Annotated in this window: 18 protein-coding genes; 17 read left to right on the top strand and 1 reads right to left on the bottom strand. The window is 53.7% G+C overall.

From position 1 onward, the window contains the following. The first annotated feature begins 338 nt into the window (after positions 1-338). Together ABLV08_RS10555 and ABLV08_RS10550 are read left to right on the top strand one after the other, a co-directional pair. Positions 339-2012: a ShlB/FhaC/HecB family hemolysin secretion/activation protein gene (locus tag ABLV08_RS10555; protein ID WP_348855826.1), complete on the top strand. Its 1674-nt coding sequence runs from the start codon at positions 339-341 to the stop codon at positions 2010-2012. Between the two features lie 38 nt (positions 2013-2050). Next, the gene (locus tag ABLV08_RS10550; RefSeq protein WP_348855825.1) at positions 2051-3844 is read left to right on the top strand and encodes a filamentous hemagglutinin N-terminal domain-containing protein; all 1794 of its coding nucleotides are present in this window, start codon (positions 2051-2053) and stop codon (positions 3842-3844) included. 45 nt (positions 3845-3889) lie between these two features. On the opposite strand, the gene ABLV08_RS10545 is transcribed toward ABLV08_RS10550, so the two are convergent. Beyond that, entirely contained in the window at positions 3890-4372 is a 483-nt protein-coding gene (locus ABLV08_RS10545; protein WP_015704740.1) for a zinc ribbon-containing protein, read from the bottom strand. A gap of 226 nt (positions 4373-4598) precedes the next feature. Here ABLV08_RS10545 and leuS point away from each other — a divergent pair, with 226 nt between their 5' ends. The 15 genes from leuS (at position 4599) to lipA (ending at position 20027) form a co-directional block, all read left to right on the top strand. Beyond that, entirely contained in the window at positions 4599-7181 is a 2583-nt protein-coding gene (gene leuS, locus ABLV08_RS10540; protein WP_072207247.1) for a leucine--tRNA ligase, read from the top strand. 14 nt (positions 7182-7195) lie between these two features. After that, a complete protein-coding gene (lptE, locus tag ABLV08_RS10535) occupies positions 7196-7786 on the top strand; it encodes an LPS assembly lipoprotein LptE (protein WP_015704738.1) in 591 nt (196 codons plus the stop codon). Beyond that, complete coding sequence (gene holA / locus ABLV08_RS10530; RefSeq protein ID WP_015704737.1) at positions 7786-8817, top strand: DNA polymerase III subunit delta; 1032 nt, start codon at positions 7786-7788, stop codon at positions 8815-8817. The genes lptE and holA overlap by 1 nt, the downstream gene beginning before the upstream one ends. Beyond that, complete coding sequence (nadD, locus tag ABLV08_RS10525; RefSeq protein ID WP_032707612.1) at positions 8810-9460, top strand: nicotinate-nucleotide adenylyltransferase; 651 nt, start codon at positions 8810-8812, stop codon at positions 9458-9460. The genes holA and nadD overlap by 8 nt, the downstream gene beginning before the upstream one ends. Positions 9461-9511: 51 nt before the next feature. After that, positions 9512-10120: an adenosylcobalamin/alpha-ribazole phosphatase gene (locus ABLV08_RS10520; protein WP_046884132.1), complete on the top strand. Its 609-nt coding sequence runs from the start codon at positions 9512-9514 to the stop codon at positions 10118-10120. 243 nt (positions 10121-10363) lie between these two features. Then, a complete protein-coding gene (rsfS, locus tag ABLV08_RS10515) occupies positions 10364-10681 on the top strand; it encodes a ribosome silencing factor (RefSeq protein ID WP_002894623.1) in 318 nt (105 codons plus the stop codon). A gap of 3 nt (positions 10682-10684) precedes the next feature. Further along, positions 10685-11152, top strand: a complete 468-nt coding sequence (gene rlmH / locus ABLV08_RS10510; RefSeq protein ID WP_015367732.1) for a 23S rRNA (pseudouridine(1915)-N(3))-methyltransferase RlmH — start codon at positions 10685-10687, stop codon at positions 11150-11152. A 27-nt stretch (positions 11153-11179) separates the two neighbouring features. Then, entirely contained in the window at positions 11180-13081 is a 1902-nt protein-coding gene (gene mrdA, locus ABLV08_RS10505; RefSeq protein ID WP_015367733.1) for a peptidoglycan DD-transpeptidase MrdA, read from the top strand. Next, a complete protein-coding gene (gene mrdB / locus ABLV08_RS10500; protein WP_008805635.1) occupies positions 13081-14193 on the top strand; it encodes a peptidoglycan glycosyltransferase MrdB in 1113 nt (370 codons plus the stop codon). The genes mrdA and mrdB overlap by 1 nt, the downstream gene beginning before the upstream one ends. A 10-nt stretch (positions 14194-14203) precedes the next feature. Next, a complete protein-coding gene (rlpA, locus tag ABLV08_RS10495) occupies positions 14204-15340 on the top strand; it encodes an endolytic peptidoglycan transglycosylase RlpA (protein ID WP_015367734.1) in 1137 nt (378 codons plus the stop codon). A gap of 142 nt (positions 15341-15482) precedes the next feature. Next, positions 15483-16682, top strand: a complete 1200-nt coding sequence (gene dacA, locus ABLV08_RS10490; protein WP_015367735.1) for a D-alanyl-D-alanine carboxypeptidase DacA — start codon at positions 15483-15485, stop codon at positions 16680-16682. Positions 16683-16795: 113 nt separating this feature from the next. Further along, on the top strand, positions 16796-17059 hold the full coding sequence (gene ybeD / locus ABLV08_RS10485) for a DUF493 family protein YbeD (protein ID WP_015367736.1): 264 nt from the start codon (positions 16796-16798) through the stop codon (positions 17057-17059). A 100-nt stretch (positions 17060-17159) separates the two neighbouring features. Continuing rightward, positions 17160-17801: a lipoyl(octanoyl) transferase LipB gene (gene lipB, locus ABLV08_RS10480; protein ID WP_015367737.1), complete on the top strand. Its 642-nt coding sequence runs from the start codon at positions 17160-17162 to the stop codon at positions 17799-17801. Between the two features lie 128 nt (positions 17802-17929). Next, the gene (locus ABLV08_RS10475) at positions 17930-18880 is read left to right on the top strand and encodes a YbeF family transcriptional regulator (RefSeq protein WP_015367738.1); all 951 of its coding nucleotides are present in this window, start codon (positions 17930-17932) and stop codon (positions 18878-18880) included. A gap of 181 nt (positions 18881-19061) precedes the next feature. After that, entirely contained in the window at positions 19062-20027 is a 966-nt protein-coding gene (gene lipA / locus ABLV08_RS10470; protein ID WP_015367739.1) for a lipoyl synthase, read from the top strand. Positions 20028-20056 lie beyond the last annotated feature (29 nt).

Raw genomic sequence — 20056 nt, 5'->3', positions numbered from 1 at the left:
GCCTTTTCTCCCTCGATAATGTGTGCCATATATTAGTGGTTTATTTTAATTGTTTTCTTATTAAACCAGTGAATAATTTAACACTCCCCCCTAACAAATCACATTCTAAATTAATTTAATTCATACAAAATTCAGTTTTCTTCGCATGGCTAAGCGTTACCGCCACCGCTAACATACCCCCCTTAAGAACAAGCCCTGGGAATATTTCCCAACACAAAACTTTCTGATAATAAAAAATAATATTTTTATGGATGACCCTATACCCTGAATAAGGCCGTGTTTTAAGCAAGCTTAGCAATACAGCATGCAAATTTAATGAAACAAATGGAACTTGCTTCATGTTTAATAAAAAAAATCTGATTCACACCCTGCTGATTGTGTTTTTGTGTCAGCAGCATGTTTTCGCCAGTACGATAGTCTCCACCACGACTAACCAAAACGAGCAGGATAAAGCCCGTCAGGCGGCGCTGACGCCACAGCAGCAGGCCGCCCAGGCTTCATTAATTAATACCGACCGACAAACGCTCACATTTCCAAAGGAAGAAAACTGCAGATTCATCAATAATATTCATATCGATTCTGCCGAGCCGAAGCTCACGCATCAGCTTCTTGACAACCTTACAGATCAGGCTCTGCATCGTTGTCTGGGGATTAACGGTATTCAGCACCTCACCATGGCATTACAAAATGAGTTAATCGCCCGTGGTTACATCACTTCATTAATGACCATCCCGGAACAGTCATTGGCGCAGGGCACATTAAAGCTCGAACTCGCTTATGGCAAAATCGGTGATATTTTCTGGTCAACGACAAGCGAGCAAACCACCAGCATCTGGAACAATATCCCCACCCGCACGGGAGATATCCTGCGTCTCACCGATCTCGAACAGGGAATGGAAAACCTGCGCCGCCTGCCAGGAAGTTCGGCGAATATGCAAATATTACCGGGACAACGGGAGGCAGAAAGCAATCTGCAGCTAACGCGTCGGCTGAATAAAAAATGGCAGGTGGCAGCCTGGATGGATGACGCTGGCAGCCGCGCCAGCGGTCGCTATCAGGCCGGAGGTGCGCTCTATCTTTATGATATCACCACACTCAACGACATTTTCTATGTCTCAGGAGGAGGAGATATCGAGTTTAATCAACATAATGATGGTAACCAGAATGGCAGTCTGTATTACTCGATTCCCTTCGGTTACTGGGCGTTAGGTCTTTACGGTTCACAGAGCCAATATCGCCAGTTGTTCAAGGGCAACTGGTCGCAAACGGATTATAAAAGTAAAAATCGCTACTATAGCGCGACGCTGTCACGACTGCTGTCTCACACCCGTCAGCAAAAAACGTCGCTGGATCTCCGTATCTCAAAAAGTACATCACACTACTATTTTGGCGGTGAAGAACTTAGGGTGATGCGCAAACAGAACCCAACATGGGAGCTGACGCTACGACAGCAACGCTATTTCGATAAAAAAGTCGTCGCCGCCAGCCTGGGGTTACAGCGCCGCCTCCCATGGCTAAACTCCGTCGCCACTCCGGAAGAAAAAGCAGGCCAGTTCAGTAAGCGCTCACGCGTAGTACATGCCGATTTGCAGGCCTTAATGAAATTCGATTTAACCGGAGATAGATTTAGCTATGCACCGCATTTTAATGCGCAATATAGCCCGGACATTCTCTCTTCGGATAACCAATTTAATATTGGCAACCGCTGGACGGTTCGCGGATTTGATGGCGAATATACTCTCTCTGGCAATCAGGGATGGTACTGGAGCAATGATTTCATCTGGGATATTGCCGGCCCGGAACAGCAATTCTATTTAGGATTAGATATTGGTCGTATTATCGGCAGTGAACAATATCGGCAAGGAAAAGTTATTTCAGGTACCGTTAGCGGATTGCGCGGTGATATATTCTCAACACAATATGATTTTTTCATCGGCACACCGCTAAGTAAACCAGATAACTTTAGTAGTGACTCATTCAATATGGGTTTCTCATTGAAGTGGAAGTATTAACACAACCTATTTTTCACTATATTAAAAGGAATAAATTCATGTTTAAGTTTAAATTAACCTATGTTGCTTTAGCAGCAGCGTTAAGCTCGACGGTGGTGTACGCCGATCCGTCGACTTACACCCATCTATCAGGCGCAACGGTGGTTGATATTGAAGCGCCGAATGCTGCAGGCGTTTCGCACAACCTGTATCGTGAATTTAACGTTGGCAGCAACGGTTTAATACTCAATAACAGCGACAGCGATATTAATCATGCGACTTTTGGCAATATTGCTAAAAACAACAATCTGACTAATGGCGGCGCATCGGTGATCCTGAATGAAGTCACCTCCAATAAAGCCAGTTCATTAAATGGCTTCATTGAGGTCGCCGGGCTGAAAGCCGACGTGGTAATCGCTAACCCTAATGGTATTACCTGCTCCGGCTGTAGTTTCGTTAATACCAACAAGGCAATATTAACGACAGGTCAGGTGAATTTGACCGATGAAGGCGCTATCGGCAGCTATACCATCACCAATGGCAAAATCACCATCGGTGAAAATGGCATGGATGCTTCCACCAGCTATGCCGCATTGCTGGCTGACGCCGTCGCCATCAATGGCATGGTCAACGCTGGCAATGCTACGGTTGGCGGCGGTAATTTCACCTTCGACAACAGCACTGGCGCCATGACTAGCGCAGGTAAAAGCGCTACCGTCCTGCAAATGATCAGCCCGGTATACAGCATTGATATCAGTAGCCTGGGCGGCATCAAAGCCAACAGTATCAGTATGGTCGGTAACAATTTAGGCTTTGGCGTGCGTAACAAAGGGTCAATCACCGCCAACTCGACGCTTTCTATCACCAACAATGGATTACTGACCAACGATGGCTCCATCGCCAGTAATGGTTACCTTACCAGCATCGCCGCCTCTGGAAATTTCACTAATAACGGTACGCTGACGACCAAGAATATGACCATGATTACTACCTATGGCGCTCTCAATAACGGCAGCAAGGGCACGATCAGTTCAACAAAGCAGCTGGTGCTCAATGCCAGCGGCAATATCCAGAACAGCGGAACGATTAGCGCGACGTCCAGTCTGGTAGCCGCCAGCAACGGAGCGATAACCAACAACGCTGGTGCCAAAATCACTTCCGATGCGCAGATTACCGCCACGTCGTTAGGTAATTTCACCAATGACGGGACGATCAAAGGTAAAAACACTGCGTTAAACTTTATTGGCACCAATTTTAAAAATACCGGCACTATCAGCGCGACGGGTAAAGTGGCCGTGAAATCGCTGAAGCAGGATAGCACCACCAATACCGGTGAGATTTATAACCTGGGCACTATTAGCGGTGAAAATATTGATATGCAAACCAACGGCACGCTGGCGCAAAGCACCAGTGGTCGCATGGAGGCCACCAACGCCATTACCGCGCATAGCTACTGGCTGAATAACAACGGTTATATGAAAGCCGCTGATATTACTACCGATCATGGCACGATTAGTAACACAGGTACTATCACCGCGGCCAATGTCTCTCTGACAACTTATTATGATGTTACTAATGAAGGGACGATTTACAGCACCGGCGATCTGCTGCTGGACACCCAGTTGAAAGGCAATATCTATAACTACTCATTAATTCAGGCGAACGGCACCTTAACCATGACCGCGAAAAAGGTTGTTAACAGTGGTCGCGGCTGCGGTTGGTTTAAATTTAATACCTGTGATGTCGGCACCATCAGCGCCAACAAGATGGTCCTCAACTCCTCGCATAAATACGCCAGTGAGATGGGTGGTTATCAATACTTCAAGGTTGCAGAAATTAATACCGTACTGTAATGACTCAGCGATGCGCAGCGCAATGCGCATCGCTGCTTTTAGCGTTTACGGCTCAAATGGCCGCCGCTGAAACTGGTCATGCCCGCATTTCGGGCAGAGTGGCAGCACATCCGGGGTGTATACCGCCAGATGGTAGTGGCACTTCTCGCATACCAGGTTGCCAAGACCTACCACTTCCCCGCTGTGATAGACTCCGTGGTGGTTCAGATCCTGAAACACCTCACGCCACTCAAGCTGGGTTTTGTCGGTGATATCGGCAAGCTCCTGCCACAGGCTCTCTTTGATCACCCGCATAAAGACGCTGTCGCTATCGTCTTCATGGCTCTCTTCATAGCTGCGGGCAAATTCTTCCAGATCGCGCTTCACCGCCGCGATAAGTGACTCAACCTCGCTCTGCGTCAGATCGCCTGCCTGGGTGATTTTCTCCCTCGCCTGCTTCACCAGCGCGTCAATGTCACGCTCTCCATTGCGCAGCCGTTCACTGAGCGAGGAGACCAGTTCCCGGTAATATTGAGCAACCTTGTTCATCATTTCGCCTCCGGTGTGATTAACTGCTTCTAATAATAGACGTTATCGGCGGTTTGCTTTGCCATCCGCGCCACAGAGTCGCGAAAAATTCTGCGCCGCTTTTGCCGATGTTAATGTGCGAAAGGCTGTTTTGACGTGGACGTTTGGGCTATGCTATGCCGATCTGAAATAACACATCCATTGGCTACATTTTGTAGCTGTATTGAAAACAGGACCACTGGCTGCCATGCAAGAGCAATACCGCCCGGAAGAGATAGAATCGAAAGTCCAGCTTCACTGGGACGAAAATCGTACATTTGAAGTAACTGAAGACGAGAGCAAAGAGAAGTATTACTGCCTGTCGATGCTTCCTTATCCTTCTGGTCGACTACACATGGGTCACGTGCGTAACTACACCATCGGCGACGTCATCGCGCGCTATCAGCGCATGCTGGGCAAAAACGTCCTGCAGCCGATCGGTTGGGATGCGTTTGGTCTGCCTGCGGAAGGCGCGGCGGTGAAAAACAATACTGCCCCGGCCCCGTGGACCTATGACAACATCGCATACATGAAAAACCAGCTGAAAAAGCTGGGCTTCGGCTATGACTGGAGCCGTGAAATTGCGACCTGCACCCCGGAATACTACCGCTGGGAGCAAAAATTCTTCACCGAGCTGTATAAAAAAGGCCTGGTGTACAAAAAAACCTCAGCGGTGAACTGGTGTCCGAACGATCAGACCGTGCTGGCTAACGAACAGGTTATCGACGGCTGCTGCTGGCGCTGCGACACCAAAGTTGAGCGCAAAGAGATCCCGCAGTGGTTTATTAAAATCACCGCCTACGCCGACGAACTGCTCAACGATCTGGACAACCTGGATCACTGGCCTGACACCGTTAAGACCATGCAGCGCAACTGGATCGGCCGCTCTGAAGGGGTAGAAATCTCCTTTGACGTCAACGACTACGCCGATAAGCTGACCGTCTACACCACCCGCCCGGATACCTTCATGGGCTGCACCTACCTTGCCGTCGCAGCGGGTCACCCGCTGGCGCAACAGGCTGCGGCTAACAATCCGGCGCTGGCCGCCTTTATCGACGAATGCCGTAATACCAAAGTTGCCGAAGCCGATATGGCGACGATGGAGAAAAAAGGCGTCGACACCGGCTTTAAAGCTATTCACCCACTGACCGGCGAAGCCATCCCGGTATGGGCGGCTAACTTCGTACTGATGGAGTACGGCACCGGCGCGGTGATGGCCGTTCCGGGTCACGACCAGCGCGACTACGAGTTTGCCAGCAAATACGGCCTGAACATCAAGCCAGTTATTCTCGCCGCTGACGGTTCCGAGCCGGATCTCTCCGAGCAGGCCCTGACCGAGAAAGGCGTGCTGTTCAACTCCGGCGAATTTAGCGGCCTGGATTACGAAGCAGGCTTCAACGCCATTGCCGATAAACTGGCCGCGATGGGCGTTGGCGAGCGCAAAGTTAACTACCGCCTGCGCGATTGGGGGGTTTCCCGCCAGCGTTACTGGGGCGCGCCAATTCCGATGGTGACCCTGGAAGACGGTACCGTGATGCCGACGCCGGAAGACCAACTGCCGGTTATCCTGCCGGAAGACGTCGTCATGGACGGCATCACCAGCCCGATCAAAGCCGATCCTGAGTGGGCGAAAACCACCGTTAACGGCATGCCGGCGCTGCGTGAAACCGACACCTTTGACACCTTTATGGAGTCCTCCTGGTACTACGCGCGCTACACCTGCCCGCAGTACGATAAAGGTATGCTGGACCCGAATGCCGCGAACTACTGGCTGCCGGTGGATATCTACATCGGCGGCATCGAACACGCCATCATGCACCTGCTCTATTTCCGCTTCTTCCACAAGCTGATGCGCGATGCCGGTATGGTGAACTCCGATGAGCCAGCTAAACAGCTGCTGTGCCAGGGTATGGTACTGGCCGATGCGTTCTACTACGTCGGCGAAAACGGCGAGCGTAACTGGGTATCACCGATTGACGCCACCGTTGAGCGTGATGAAAAAGGCCGTATCGTTAAAGCCTTCGACCCACAGGGCCGCGAGCTGGTGTATACCGGCATGAGCAAAATGTCCAAGTCGAAGAACAACGGTATCGACCCGCAGGTTATGGTTGAGCGCTACGGCGCGGATACCGTACGTCTGTTCATGATGTTCGCCTCCCCAGCAGAAATGACCCTTGAGTGGCAGGAATCTGGCGTAGAAGGGGCAAACCGCTTCCTGAAACGCGTCTGGAAACTGGTTTACGAGCATACCTCTCAGGGCCCGGCTGTCGCCCTGGATGTGGCAAGCCTCAGCGAAGATCAGCAAGCGCTGCGTCGCGACGTGCATAAAACGATTGCCAAAGTGACCGATGATATCGGCCGTCGTCAGACCTTCAATACCGCCATTGCCGCGGTAATGGAGCTGATGAACAAACTGGCGAAAGCGCCGCAGGAAGGCGAACAGGATCGCGCGCTGATGCGTGAAGCGCTGCTGGCAGTGGTGCGTATGCTCAACCCGTTCACCCCGCATGCCTGCTTCACCCTGTGGCGAGAACTGGGCGGCGAAGGCGATATCGACAACGCGCCGTGGCCGGTAGCAGACGAAAGTGCAATGGTTGAAAACACGACTCTGGTCGTCGTCCAGGTAAACGGTAAAGTTCGTGGTAAAATTACCGTTGCGGTAGACGCAACCGAAGAGCAGGTTCGTGAACGTGCAGGCCAGGAACATCTGGTCGCAAAATACCTTGAAGGCGTGACCGTACGTAAAGTGATTTACGTTCCGGGCAAACTGCTCAATCTGGTCGTTGGCTAAGCGCGGGAGGAAGCGTGCGATATCTGGCAACAATGCTGTTATCTCTGGCGGTGTTAATCACCGCCGGTTGCGGCTGGCATCTACGTAGTAATACGCAGGTTCCAACCACAATGAAAACTATGATTTTCCAGTCAGGCGATCCGAATGGTCCATTAAGCCGTGCGGTACGTAACCAGCTACGTCTGAATGGCGTAGAGCTGATCGAAGCCGATACGCTGCGTAAGGATATTCCGTCCCTGCGTCTGGGTAACTCATCCATTCAGAAAGATACGGCATCCATTTTCCAGGATGGTCGTACTGCTGAATACCAAATGGTGCTGACCGTTAACGCCACCGTATTGATTCCGGGCCATGACATTTACCCAATCAATACCAAGGTTTATCGCTCGTTCTTCGATAACCCGCAGGCGGCGCTGGCGAAAGATGCCGAGCAGGACATGATTGTTCGTGAAATGTACGATAAGGCTGCGGAACAGTTGATCCGTAAATTGCCGAGCGTACATGTTGCGGATGTCGAAGCCACTAAAGAGGCTGAGCAGCCGGTATCTGGTACCCCGGCCACCTCAACCTCTGGCAACCGCGTCTCCACTACGCTGGGTAACTGATGATTCGGTTGTACCCGGAACAACTCCGCGCGCAGCTCACTGAAGGGCTGCGCGCGGCGTATTTATTGCTTGGTAGCGACCCATTGCTGTTACAGGAAAGCCAGGATGCGATCCGCGAAGCCGCGGCCGCCCAGGGCTTTACCGAACATCACACCGCGACCATCGATGCCAGCACCGACTGGCCCGCCCTTTTTTCCTTAAGTCAGGCGCTGAGCCTCTTTTCCAGCCGCCAGACGCTTCTGCTTATCCTGCCGGAAAACGGCCCGAATGCGGCGATCAACGAACAGCTGTCCACGCTGGTCGGTATGCTGCATGAAGATCTGCTGCTGATTGTCCGCGGCAACAAGCTTACCAAGGCGCAGGAAAACGCGGCGTGGATAACAACGCTTGCCAGCCGCGCCGTGCAGGTGAGCTGCCAGACGCCGGAATACGCGCAGTTGCCTCGCTGGCTGGCCGCCCGCGCTAAACAGAATCAGTTGCAGTTAGATGAGGCCGCCAGCCAACTGCTGTGCTACTGCTATGAAGGCAACCTGCTGGCGCTGGCGCAGGCGCTGGAGCGCCTCTCTTTGCTGTGGCCTGACGGCAAACTGACGCTGCCGCGCGTTGAACAGGCGGTGAATGACGCCGCCCACTTTACGCCGTATCACTGGGTCGATGCCCTGCTGGCCGGTAAAAGCAAACGCGTACTGCACGTCCTGCAACAACTGCGCCTTGAAGGTTGCGAACCCGCTATTTTGCTGCGCACGTTGCAGCGCGAACTGCTGCTGCTGGTCACTCTGAAGCGCCAGTCGGCACATACGCCGCTGCGCACGCTGTTTGATAAACACCGGGTCTGGCAGAACCGACGTCAGCTGGTCGGCGACGCGCTCACGCGCCTCAGCGCCGAACAGTTACGCCAGGCCGTTACGTTATTAACCCGCGCCGAGCTCACCTTCAAACAGGACTACGGCCAGTCAATATGGCCCGAGCTGGAAAGCCTTTCGTTACTGCTCTGCCATAAAGCGCTGGCGGACGTTTTTATTGATGGTTGATATGACTCAGTTGCAGGCAATGTACGGCGGCACCTTCGATCCGGTGCATTATGGTCACCTTAAGCCGGTAGAGATTCTGGCAAACCAAATTGGTCTTAGCCGGGTCATTATCGTGCCCAATAACGTGCCGCCGCATCGCCCGCAGCCGGAAGCCACCAGCGCCCAGCGGGTGCATATGCTGGAGCTGGCAATTGCCGATAAACCCCTATTCGTTCTCGACGAACGCGAGCTACAGCGCGATACGCCGTCCTGGACTGCGCAAACGCTACAGGAGTGGCGGCAAGAACAAGGCCCGGAACAGCCCCTGGCGTTTATCATCGGCCAGGACTCGCTGCTGACCTTCCCCACCTGGCATAACTACGCCACGATCCTCGATAACGCGCATCTGATCGTCTGCCGCCGTCCGGGATATCCGCTGGCGATGAAGCGCGAAGAAGATCAGCAATGGCTCGATAAACATCTCACCCACGACGTCGAGTTGTTACATACCCGTCCCGCCGGGGTTATCTATCTGGCGGAAACCCCGTGGTTCGATATTTCCGCCACGCTGATTCGTCAGCGTCTACAGCAAGGTGTCTCCTGCGCCGATATGCTGCCGGCCGCCGTTCTGGACTATATTCACCAGCAGAAGCTCTATTGCTGAGAACCGGCTGCGAGGATATCGTTACGCTACGCGATTTCCACGGAGTGCATCATGAAATTATGGCTGGTTCGCCACGGCGAAACGCAGGCTAACGTCGACGGACTGTATAGCGGACATGCCCCCACCCCCCTTACCGAACGCGGTATCCAGCAGGCACGATCGCTGGGTGACTGTCTGCGGGCGGTGCCTTTCGACCGGGTATTGTGCAGCGAGCTGGCGAGAACCCAGCACACCGCCGACCTGTTGCTCGCTGGCCGGCCTGTCCCCCGGCAAATTATTCCTTCATTGAATGAGATGTTCTTTGGCGATTGGGAAATGCGTCACCATCGCGATCTGCAAAAAGAAGACCCGCGGAACTACGCTGCCTGGTGCAAAGACTGGCAACACGCCACGCCGACCAATGGCGAAAGCTTCCAGGCCTTTGCCCAGCGTATCGCGGACTTTGCCGCCAGCCTCGGGCAATATCAACAGCGGGCTAACCTGCTGATCGTCGGCCATCAGGGCGCTTTAAGCCTGTTAATCGCACTCTTATTGCAGATGCCGGCAGCAGCAATGTGGCATTTTCCCCTCGCCCACGGTAGCTGGAGCCTTATCGAACGACGCGACGATTTCACAACCTTGCGCGTATTAAATAGCCAGGCGCAGTGGCGCGCGGAATAAGAATTCATGGCCGCCCATTGACAGCCCCGAGCAGGCTGCTATTCTCCGCAGCCAGGCTACACCCGCTATACGCATCTTGCAGAAATTGTTTTACAAAAATGGCGATGCATTCGTCGGCAAGGGATGGGATGATAGCCCGCTTTCAAGGGCTGAAAGCTGACTTTTCTCCCGACATTGCCATGACTTCGGGTATACTGTCAGGCTCGTTATTGTTATCACTCTTCACGCACCCAGGGGGAACACTTGCAGGGTAAAGCACTCCAGGATTTTGTTATCGACAAAATTGATGACCTGAAAGGTCAGGACATCGTCGCCATTGATGTACATGGCAAATCCAGCATCACCGATTGCATGATTATTTGCACCGGCACCTCCACGCGCCACGTAATGTCCATCGCCGACCATGTGGTGCAGGAATCCCGCGCCGCCGGTATGCTGCCGCTGGGCGTTGAAGGTGAAGCCGCCGCCGACTGGATCGTAGTCGATCTGGGAGACGTGATGGTTCACGTCATGCAGGAAGAGAGCCGTCGTCTGTACGAGCTGGAAAAACTCTGGAGTTAATGCGTGAAGCTGCAATTGGTGGCCGTTGGCACCAAAATGCCGGACTGGGTTCAGACCGGCTTTAGCGAATATCTGCGCCGTTTTCCAAAAGATATGCCGTTCGAACTGGTAGAGATCCCTGCCGGTAAGCGCGGAAAGAATGCCGATATCAAACGTATCCTCGAAAAAGAGGGCGAAATGATGCTGGCAGCGGCAGGCAAGAACCGTATCGTGACCCTGGACATCCCCGGCAAACCCTGGGATACGCCACAGCTGGCGCGAGAACTGGAACGCTGGAAGCAGGATGGCCGGGACGTCAGTTTACTCATTGGCGGCCCGGAAGGTCTCTCTCCGGCCTGCAAAGCGGCAGCGGAACAGAGTTGGTCGCTTTCCACGCTCACGTTGCCCCATCCGCTGGTACGCGTGCTGGTGGCTGAGAGCCTGTATCGTGCGTGGAGCATAACGACTAACCACCCTTACCACCGTGAGTAATGATGACCTGGGTAGACTAAGCAGCGAATGAAATTACAGAATTCTTTCCGCGACTATACGGCTGAATCCTCGCTGTTTGTACGCCGCGCGCTGGTCGCTTTTACGGGCATTTTGTTGCTTACCGGCGTGCTGATTGCCAACCTCTACAACGTACAGATTGTCCGTTTCAACGACTACCAAACGCGTTCCAACGAAAACCGCATTAAGCTGGTCCCTATTCCGCCCAGCCGCGGCATTATTTACGATCGTAACGGCACGCCGCTGGCGCTGAACCGCACCATCTATCAGTTGGAGATGATGCCGGAAAAAGTCGATAACGTGCAGCAGACGCTGGATGCGCTGCGCGACGTCGTCGACCTGACCGACGACGACATCGCCGGCTTTAAAAAAGAGCGCGCGCGCTCTCACCGTTTCACCTCGATTCCGGTGAAGGTCAATCTTAATGAAGTCCAGGTGGCGCGTTTCGCCGTAAACCAGTACCGCTTTCCCGGCGTTGAAGTCAAAGGCTACAAGCGCCGCTACTATCCGTATAACTCCGCCCTGACCCACGTTATCGGCTACGTCTCTAAAATTAACGATAAAGACGTCGATCGCCTGGATAAAGAGGGCAAACTGGCTAACTACGCGTCGACCCACGACATCGGTAAGCTGGGAATCGAGCGCTATTATGAAGACGTGCTACACGGACAAACCGGCTACGAAGAGGTTGAAGTCAACAACCGCGGCCGCGTTATTCGTCAGCTAAAAGAAGTGCCGCCGCAGGCCGGGCGCGATATCTACCTAACCCTTGATTTGAAGCTGCAGCAGTATATCGAAACGCTGCTGGCGGGCAGCCGCGCGGCGGTGGTGGTCACCGACCCGCGCAGCGGCGCGATTCTGGCGCTGGTTTCAACCCCGAGCTACGATCCCAACCTGTTTGTCGATGGTATCTCCAGTAAAGATTATTCCGGACTACTCAACGATCCAAATACCCCGCTGGTCAACCGCGCGACGCAGGGGGTCTATCCACCCGCCTCGACGGTAAAACCCTACGTCGCGGTCTCAGCCTTGAGCGCCGGCGTCATTACCCGCAACACCAGTCTGTTCGACCCCGGCTGGTGGCAGTTGCCTGGCTCGGAAAAACGCTATCGCGACTGGAAAAAGTGGGGTCATGGTCATCTGAACGTCACCAAGGCGCTGGAAGAGTCCGCGGATACCTATTTCTATCAGGTTGCCTATGATATGGGCATCGATCGCCTTTCCGAATGGATGAGTAAGTTTGGCTACGGCGATTACACTGGCGTTGACCTGGCGGAAGAACGCTCCGGCAACATGCCAACTCGCGAATGGAAGCTTAAGCGCTTTAAGAAACCCTGGTATCAGGGGGATACCATCCCGGTCGGTATCGGCCAGGGCTACTGGACCGCCACGCCGATTCAGATGAACAAAGCGCTGATGATCCTGATAAACGACGGCGTGGTTAAAGTGCCTCACCTTCTGCAAAGCACCCTCGAAGACGGGAAACAGGTACCGTGGGTTCAGCCGCATGAACCGCCGGTCGGCGATATTCATTCCGGCTATTGGGAAATCGCTAAAGATGGGATGTATGGCGTTGCCAACCGCGGCAATGGTACCGCGCACAAATACTTTGCCAGCGCGCCGTATAAGATTGCGGCGAAGTCCGGTACCGCGCAGGTATTCGGCCTGAAAGCCAACGAAACCTATAACGCGCACCGAATTTCCGAACGTCTGCGTGACCACAAACTTATGACGGCGTTTGCGCCTTACAACAACCCCCAGGTCGCGGTGGCGATGATCCTGGAGAATGGCGGCGCCGGCCCGGCGGTCGGTACCATTATGCGCCAGATCCTCGATCACATCATGCTGGGTGATAACAACACCAATCTGCCGAGTGAAAGCCCGGCGGTGACGGCGGGGGAGGATCAATAATGACCGATAATCCGAACAAAAAATCACTATGGGATAAAATCCATCTGGACCCCACGATGCTGCTCATCCTGCTGGCGCTGCTCACCTACAGCGCGCTGGTTATCTGGAGCGCCAGTGGCCAGGACGTGGGCATGATGGAGCGTAAAATCGGCCAAATCGCCATGGGCGTGGTGATAATGATCGTGATGGCGCAGATCCCGCCGCGGGTATATGAGGGCTGGGCGCCCTACCTCTATATTTTCTGTATTATTTTGCTGGTTGCCGTAGACGCCTTCGGCGCAATATCCAAAGGCGCACAGCGCTGGTTGGATCTCGGTATTGTACGCTTTCAGCCCTCGGAGATTGCCAAAATAGCGGTACCGCTGATGGTGGCGCGGTTTATTAACCGCGATGTCTGTCCGCCGTCATTGAAGAATACCGCCATCGCACTGGTCCTGATCTTCCTGCCGACCCTGCTGGTTGCGGCGCAGCCAGACCTCGGCACCTCGATTTTGATCGCCCTCTCCGGCCTGTTTGTCCTGTTCCTCTCCGGCCTCAGTTGGCGTTTAATCGGTATCGCGGTAGTGCTGGTCGCCGCCTTTATTCCGATTTTATGGTTCTTCCTGATGCACGATTACCAGCGTCAACGCGTCATGATGCTCCTCGATCCAGAGACCGATCCGCTGGGCGCGGGCTATCATATTATTCAGTCGAAAATCGCTATTGGTTCCGGCGGCTTACGCGGTAAAGGCTGGTTGCATGGTACTCAGTCGCAGCTCGAATTCCTGCCTGAGCGCCATACTGACTTTATCTTCGCCGTGCTGGCGGAAGAGCTGGGTCTTATCGGGGTGTTGATCCTGCTGGCATTGTACATTTTGCTTATCATGCGCGGACTGTGGATCGCCGCCCAGGCGCAAACCACCTTTGGCCGCGTCATGGCAGGCGGTTTAATGTTGATTTTATTCGTTTATGTCTTCGTAAATATTGGTATGGTAAGTGGTATTTTGCCGGTGGTGGGGGTACCTTTGCCGCTGGTCAGCTACGGGGGCTCAGCCCTAATCGTATTGATGGCCGGGTTTGGTATCGTAATGTCGATCCATACCCACAGAAAAATGTTGTCGAAAAGCGTTTAAGGGGTTCGCAATGCGTAAGCAATGGCTGGGGATCTGCATAGCAGCGGGGCTGCTGGCGGCATGTTCGGGTGAAGATGTTCAGCAGAAGACGGTTAGCGTCCCGCAGCCGGCTGTCTGTAATGGTCCGACGGTAGAAATTAGCGGCGCCGACCCGCGTTTCGAAACGCTGAACGCCACGGCCAATCAGGATTATGAACGCGATGGCAAAAGCTACAAAATCGTCCAGGATCCGGCCAACTTCACCCAGACCGGTCTGGCGGCAATTTATGACGCCGAGCCAAACAGCAACCTGACCGCCTCTGGCGAAGCGTTCGATCCAACACAGCTTACCGCCGCGCATCCGACCTTGCCCATCCCAAGCTATGCGCGTATCACGAACCTGGCTAATGGCCGAATGATCGTGGTGCGCATTAACGATCGCGGCCCGTACGGCAATGACCGGGTCATTTCCCTGTCCCGCGCCTCCGCCGACCGCCTGAATACCTCGAACAATACTAAAGTTCGTATCGATCCTATCATCGTCTCTCAGGACGGCGCCTTGTCCGGCCCAGGTATGGCATGCACCACCGTCGCCAAACAGACCTATGCCCTGCCTTCACGTCCCAACCTTGATGGCGATGGTTCTGCCGCCATCGCCCCGGCCGATCAGTCAAACGTTCACGCCATCAGCAACTCAACGCTTAAGCCTGAAGATAATGTGGGCGCGCCGGTTAACGGCAGTGGATTCCTTGGCGCACCGACACCGCTGAATAATGGCGTGCTGGAAAGCAGCGAACCTGCTGCTGCGCCTGCCGCCGTCGCCGCGACGCCGGCAACACCCAGCGCTCCGGTCACCGCGCCGGGCTCGATTCAGGGAAGCGTTGCGCCTGCCGCGACCGCAGCAGCAGCCGCGACTGTTGCCGCACCAGCCGCCAGCACCAGTGGCGAGTTCGTCGTGCAGGTGGGCGCCGTTAGCGACCAGGCTCGCGCCCAGCAATATCAGCAGCGCCTGAGCCAGCAGTTCGCCGTTCCCGGACGTGTGATGCAAAACGGCGCCGTATGGCGGATCCAACTGGGGCCATTTGCCAGTAAGTCGCAAGCGTCGACGGTACAACAGCGCCTGCAAAACGAAGCGCAGCTGCAATCATTTATTACTCGCGCCAACTAAACGCAACGCCGCGGCATCCCGTGCTACTGCATATGTAAAAATCATTAACAAAGTCATATGTAATGTCGGGTGCCGCTGCGAAATGCATTTGTTATAGTAAGGCACTTTTTTTAATTTCATCACGGATGCCGTTGTTCTAACCATGAAGACCTCTTTCACCGCTCGTTTACTCGTTACGGCCCTCTCCGTTGCGGCACTGTCTACCGCTGCCCGCGCCGATGACCTGAATATGAAAACCATGATCCCAGGCGCTCCGCAGATCGATGCCGAATCCTGGGTTCTTATCGATTACAACTCAGGTAAAGTACTGGCGGAAAACAACGCCGACGCCCGTCGCGATCCGGCGAGCCTGACCAAAATGATGACCAGCTACGTCATTGGCCAGGCCATGAAGGCGGGGAAATTCAAAGAATCCGATCTGGTCACCGTGGGTAACGACGCGTGGGCAACCGGTAATCCGGTGTTTAAAGGTTCTTCCCTGATGTTCCTGAAACCGGGCATGCAGGTGCCGGTTTCTCAGCTGATCCGCGGCATCAACCTGCAATCCGGTAACGATGCCTGCGTGGCGATGGCCGACTACGTCGCCGGCAGCCAGGACGCATTTGTCAGCCTGATGAACAATTACGTTAACGCGTTGGGCCTGAAAAACACCCATTTCCAGACCGTTCACGGCCTGGATGCCGACGGTCAGTACAGCTCCGCGCGTGACATGGCTCTGATCGGCCAGGCGCTGATCCGCGACGTACCGAATGAGTACTCCATCTACCGTGAGAAAGAGTTCACCTTTAACGGTATTCGCCAGCTGAACCGTAACGGCCTGCTGTGGGATAACAGCCTCAACGTCGACGGTATTAAAACCGGCCATACCGATAAAGCAGGTTACAACCTGGTCGCTTCTGCTACCGAAGGCCAGATGCGCCTGATCTCCGCGGTTATGGGTGGACGTACCTATAAGGGTCGTGAATCCGAGAGCAAGAAACTGCTGACCTGGGGCTTCCGCTTCTTCGAAACCGTAAACCCCATTAAAGCAGGTAAAGAGTTCGCCTCTGAACCGGCCTGGTTCGGCGATAGCGATCGCGCCTCTCTGGGCGTAGATAAGGATGTCTATCTGACTATCCCACGCGGGCGCATGAAAGATCTGAAAGCCAGCTATGTGTTGAATAACACCGAGCTGCACGCGCCGCTGCAGAAAAACCAGGTAGTCGGTACCATCAACTTCCAGTTAGATGGCAAAACTATCGATCAGCGTCCGTTAGTGGTGCTGCAGGAAATTCCGGAAGGTAATTTCTTCGGCAAAATCATTGATTACATTAAGTTAATGTTCCATCACTGGTTTGGTTAAAAATTGAACACTTGAAAGTGTGATTTCTATCCCCATATACTATTCATCAAAGAAACCTGATAACTCCCACATCACGTGGGAGTTATTATTTTAGTCGTCACACCGGAGCTGACATGAAAACCAAACTTAACGAACTGCTTGAATTCCCTACTCCATTTACTTACAAAGTAATGGGGCAGGCGTTGCCTGAGCTGGTTGATCAGGTGGTGGAAGTGGTACAGCGCCATGCGCCTGGTGATTACTCTCCGTCAGTAAAACCGAGCAGCAAAGGTAACTACCACTCGGTCTCCATCACCATTAACGCTACCCACATTGAGCAGGTCGAAGCCCTGTACGAAGAGCTGGGCAATATCGAAATCGTGCGGATGGTGCTGTAATCCCTCGCCTTACCCGGCCTCAAGCGCCGGGTAATCCTCTTTCTTTCGCTGTGATATACTCTCCCCCACTTAAGTCATCCCTCTCGGCGGAGACGTTGTTTTGCAGCACAATACCATTCTTATTCGACAACTCGGCCTGCAACCTTACGAACCCATCTCGCAGGCAATGCATGAATTTACCGACAGTCGTGACGACACGACGCTGGATGAAATCTGGCTGGTAGAACATCACCCGGTCTTTACTCAGGGTCAGGCCGGTAAAGCCGAACACGTGCTGGTGCCAGGCGATATCCCGGTTATTCAGAGCGATCGCGGCGGTCAGGTGACCTATCACGGGCCAGGCCAACAGGTGATGTATGTATTGCTGAATCTTAAACGGCGTAAACTCGGCGTACGTGAATTAGTGACGCTACTGGAGCAGACCGTGGTCAATACTCTCGCAGAGTATCAGATTGAATCCCACCCACGCGCCGATGCGCCGGGGGTTTACGTTGGTGAACAGAAAATCTGTTCACTGGGGCTGCGTATTCGCAAGGGCTGCTCGTTCCACGGACTGGCGCTGAATGTGGCAATGGATTTGACGCCATTCCTGCGTATTAATCCGTGCGGCTATGCCGGCATGGAGATGACGCAAATGCGCCACTGGCAGCCGCAGGCCACTACGGAAAACGTCGCGCCGCGGCTGGTCGCCAACCTGCTGGCGCTGCTGAATAACCCGCCGCATGAATATGTCGCCGCTTGATGCGCACCGCGCTCTGAACCTTCAGAGCGCAACTCATTATTAATACTTCAAATTTGCAATCAATTGTCACTCTACGCCACATAATCGCCCGCTATAATGAGGCTATGACCCAACGACCGGATCCGCGAGTGGCCGACAATCATCCTCCATTGGAAAGCAACGAACAGCCAGAAGATCGGCAGATCTTTCGTATTCTGCGTAATATCGATCTTAACCTGTTAACTATCTTCGAAGCCGTGTACGTGCACAAAGGCATCGTCAACGCGGCGAAGGTATTAAATATCACACCTTCGGCGATTAGCCAGTCCATCAATAAACTACGGGCTCTATTCCCCGACCCGCTCTTTATTCGTAAAGGTCAGGGAGTCACGCCCACGGCTTATGCGACCCACCTGCATCAATATATCAGCCAGGGGATGGAAGCCTTTCTCAATGCGCTGGATTTGGGCAGCGGCTCACATCAGCAGCGTGTGCTCACTATTGCCACCGCGCCGACCGTCGGCGCTCTGGTGATACCGAAAATCGCCAATGCGTTGAAATCGCGCTTTCCTCAGGTATTACTGCACAATATGGCGATTACCGATGCCGCCAGCCAGCTTAATCAGCGGCAGGTTGACTTACTGATCGACAGCTATCCCCATAGCGGGCTGGCTATTGCACACCAGGTGCTGTTCTCCGAACCGGTTGTCATCTTTTGCCGCGAAAATCACCCCATTTTGCACCTTCCCCTGACGAAGGAAAATCTGCAGCAGTATGAGTTCGCGCTATTGCTACCGGAAGGGCAGCGCTACCCTACCCTGCATCGCCAGCTAGAAGAGTACGTCGGCGAACGCCGCTGCGGCTTTAGCAGCTATAACCTGTTGACCCAGGCGGCAATGATGAATAATAGCGATTTGCTGGGGCTGACGCCGGAGAGTATGTTCGCGCTGGTGGCGAAAATCTGGCCTTTACAAGCGATTTCTTTTCCACCTCTGCAGGACCAGCGTATTGATATTTCGCTCCATTACAACCGGCAAAGCGCACAGGAGCCGTTACTGAAAGCGATTATCGACACCATTGTGCAAACTTATGCCTGCTAACCGCACGCGAGGGAAAAGGATAAAACAACAACTATTTTACAATTTGCCGGGTAACCAGGCTGCTTTCAACCCCGTATCAATGATATACTGCCTGTCCTTAGTTCAAAAATAGTTGATAAATACAACATTTGATTGAATTAATTCGCTTTCCTTCGTGACTCGCAACTGGAACACGCACGCTATGAGTAAACCCATTGTGATGGAACGCGGTGTTAAGTACCGCGACGCCGATAAAATGGCCCTTATCCCGGTGAAAAACGTGGCAACTGAGCGTGAAGCTCTGCTCAGAAAACCGGAATGGATGAAAATCAAACTTCCGGCTGACTCGTCCCGTATTCAGGGGATCAAGGCAGCGATGCGTAAGAATGGCCTGCACTCCGTGTGCGAAGAAGCCTCTTGCCCGAACCTTGCCGAGTGCTTCAACCACGGTACCGCGACCTTTATGATCCTCGGCGCTATCTGTACTCGCCGTTGTCCGTTCTGCGACGTTGCCCACGGTCGTCCGGTGACGCCTGATGCCAATGAGCCGCAAAAACTGGCACAAACCATCGCCGATATGGGTCTGCGCTACGTGGTGGTGACTTCCGTTGACCGCGACGATCTTCGTGACGGCGGCGCGCAACACTTCGCTGACTGTATCAGCGCTATCCGCGAGAAGAGCCCGAATATCAAGATTGAAACGCTGGTGCCGGATTTCCGTGGCCGTATGGATCGCGCGCTGGATATTCTGAAAGTGACGCCGCCGGATGTGTTTAACCACAACCTGGAAAACGTACCGCGTCTGTATCGCCAGGTGCGTCCGGGCGCAGATTACAACTGGTCGCTGAAACTGCTGGAGCGCTTTAAAGAAGCGCATCCGGAAATCCCGACCAAATCGGGTCTGATGGTCGGTCTTGGCGAAACCAATGAAGAGATCATCGAAGTGATGCGCGATCTGCGCCGTCATGGCGTCACCATGCTGACGCTGGGTCAGTATCTGCAGCCGAGCCGTCACCACCTTCCGGTACAGCGTTATGTTAGCCCGGAAGAGTTTGAAGAGATGAAAGCTGAAGCCATGGCGATGGGCTTTACCCATGCTGCCTGCGGCCCGTTCGTCCGCTCTTCCTATCATGCCGATCTGCAGGCAAAAGGTATGGAAGTAAAATAACTCCTGTCTTTCTCTGGCCGTCGTTCGCG

Source organism: Klebsiella sp. CN_Kp088 (genome assembly GCF_040064335.1).
Lineage (GTDB): Bacteria > Pseudomonadota > Gammaproteobacteria > Enterobacterales > Enterobacteriaceae > Klebsiella > Klebsiella aerogenes.
This window is presented reverse-complemented; position numbering and strand designations above follow the sequence as displayed.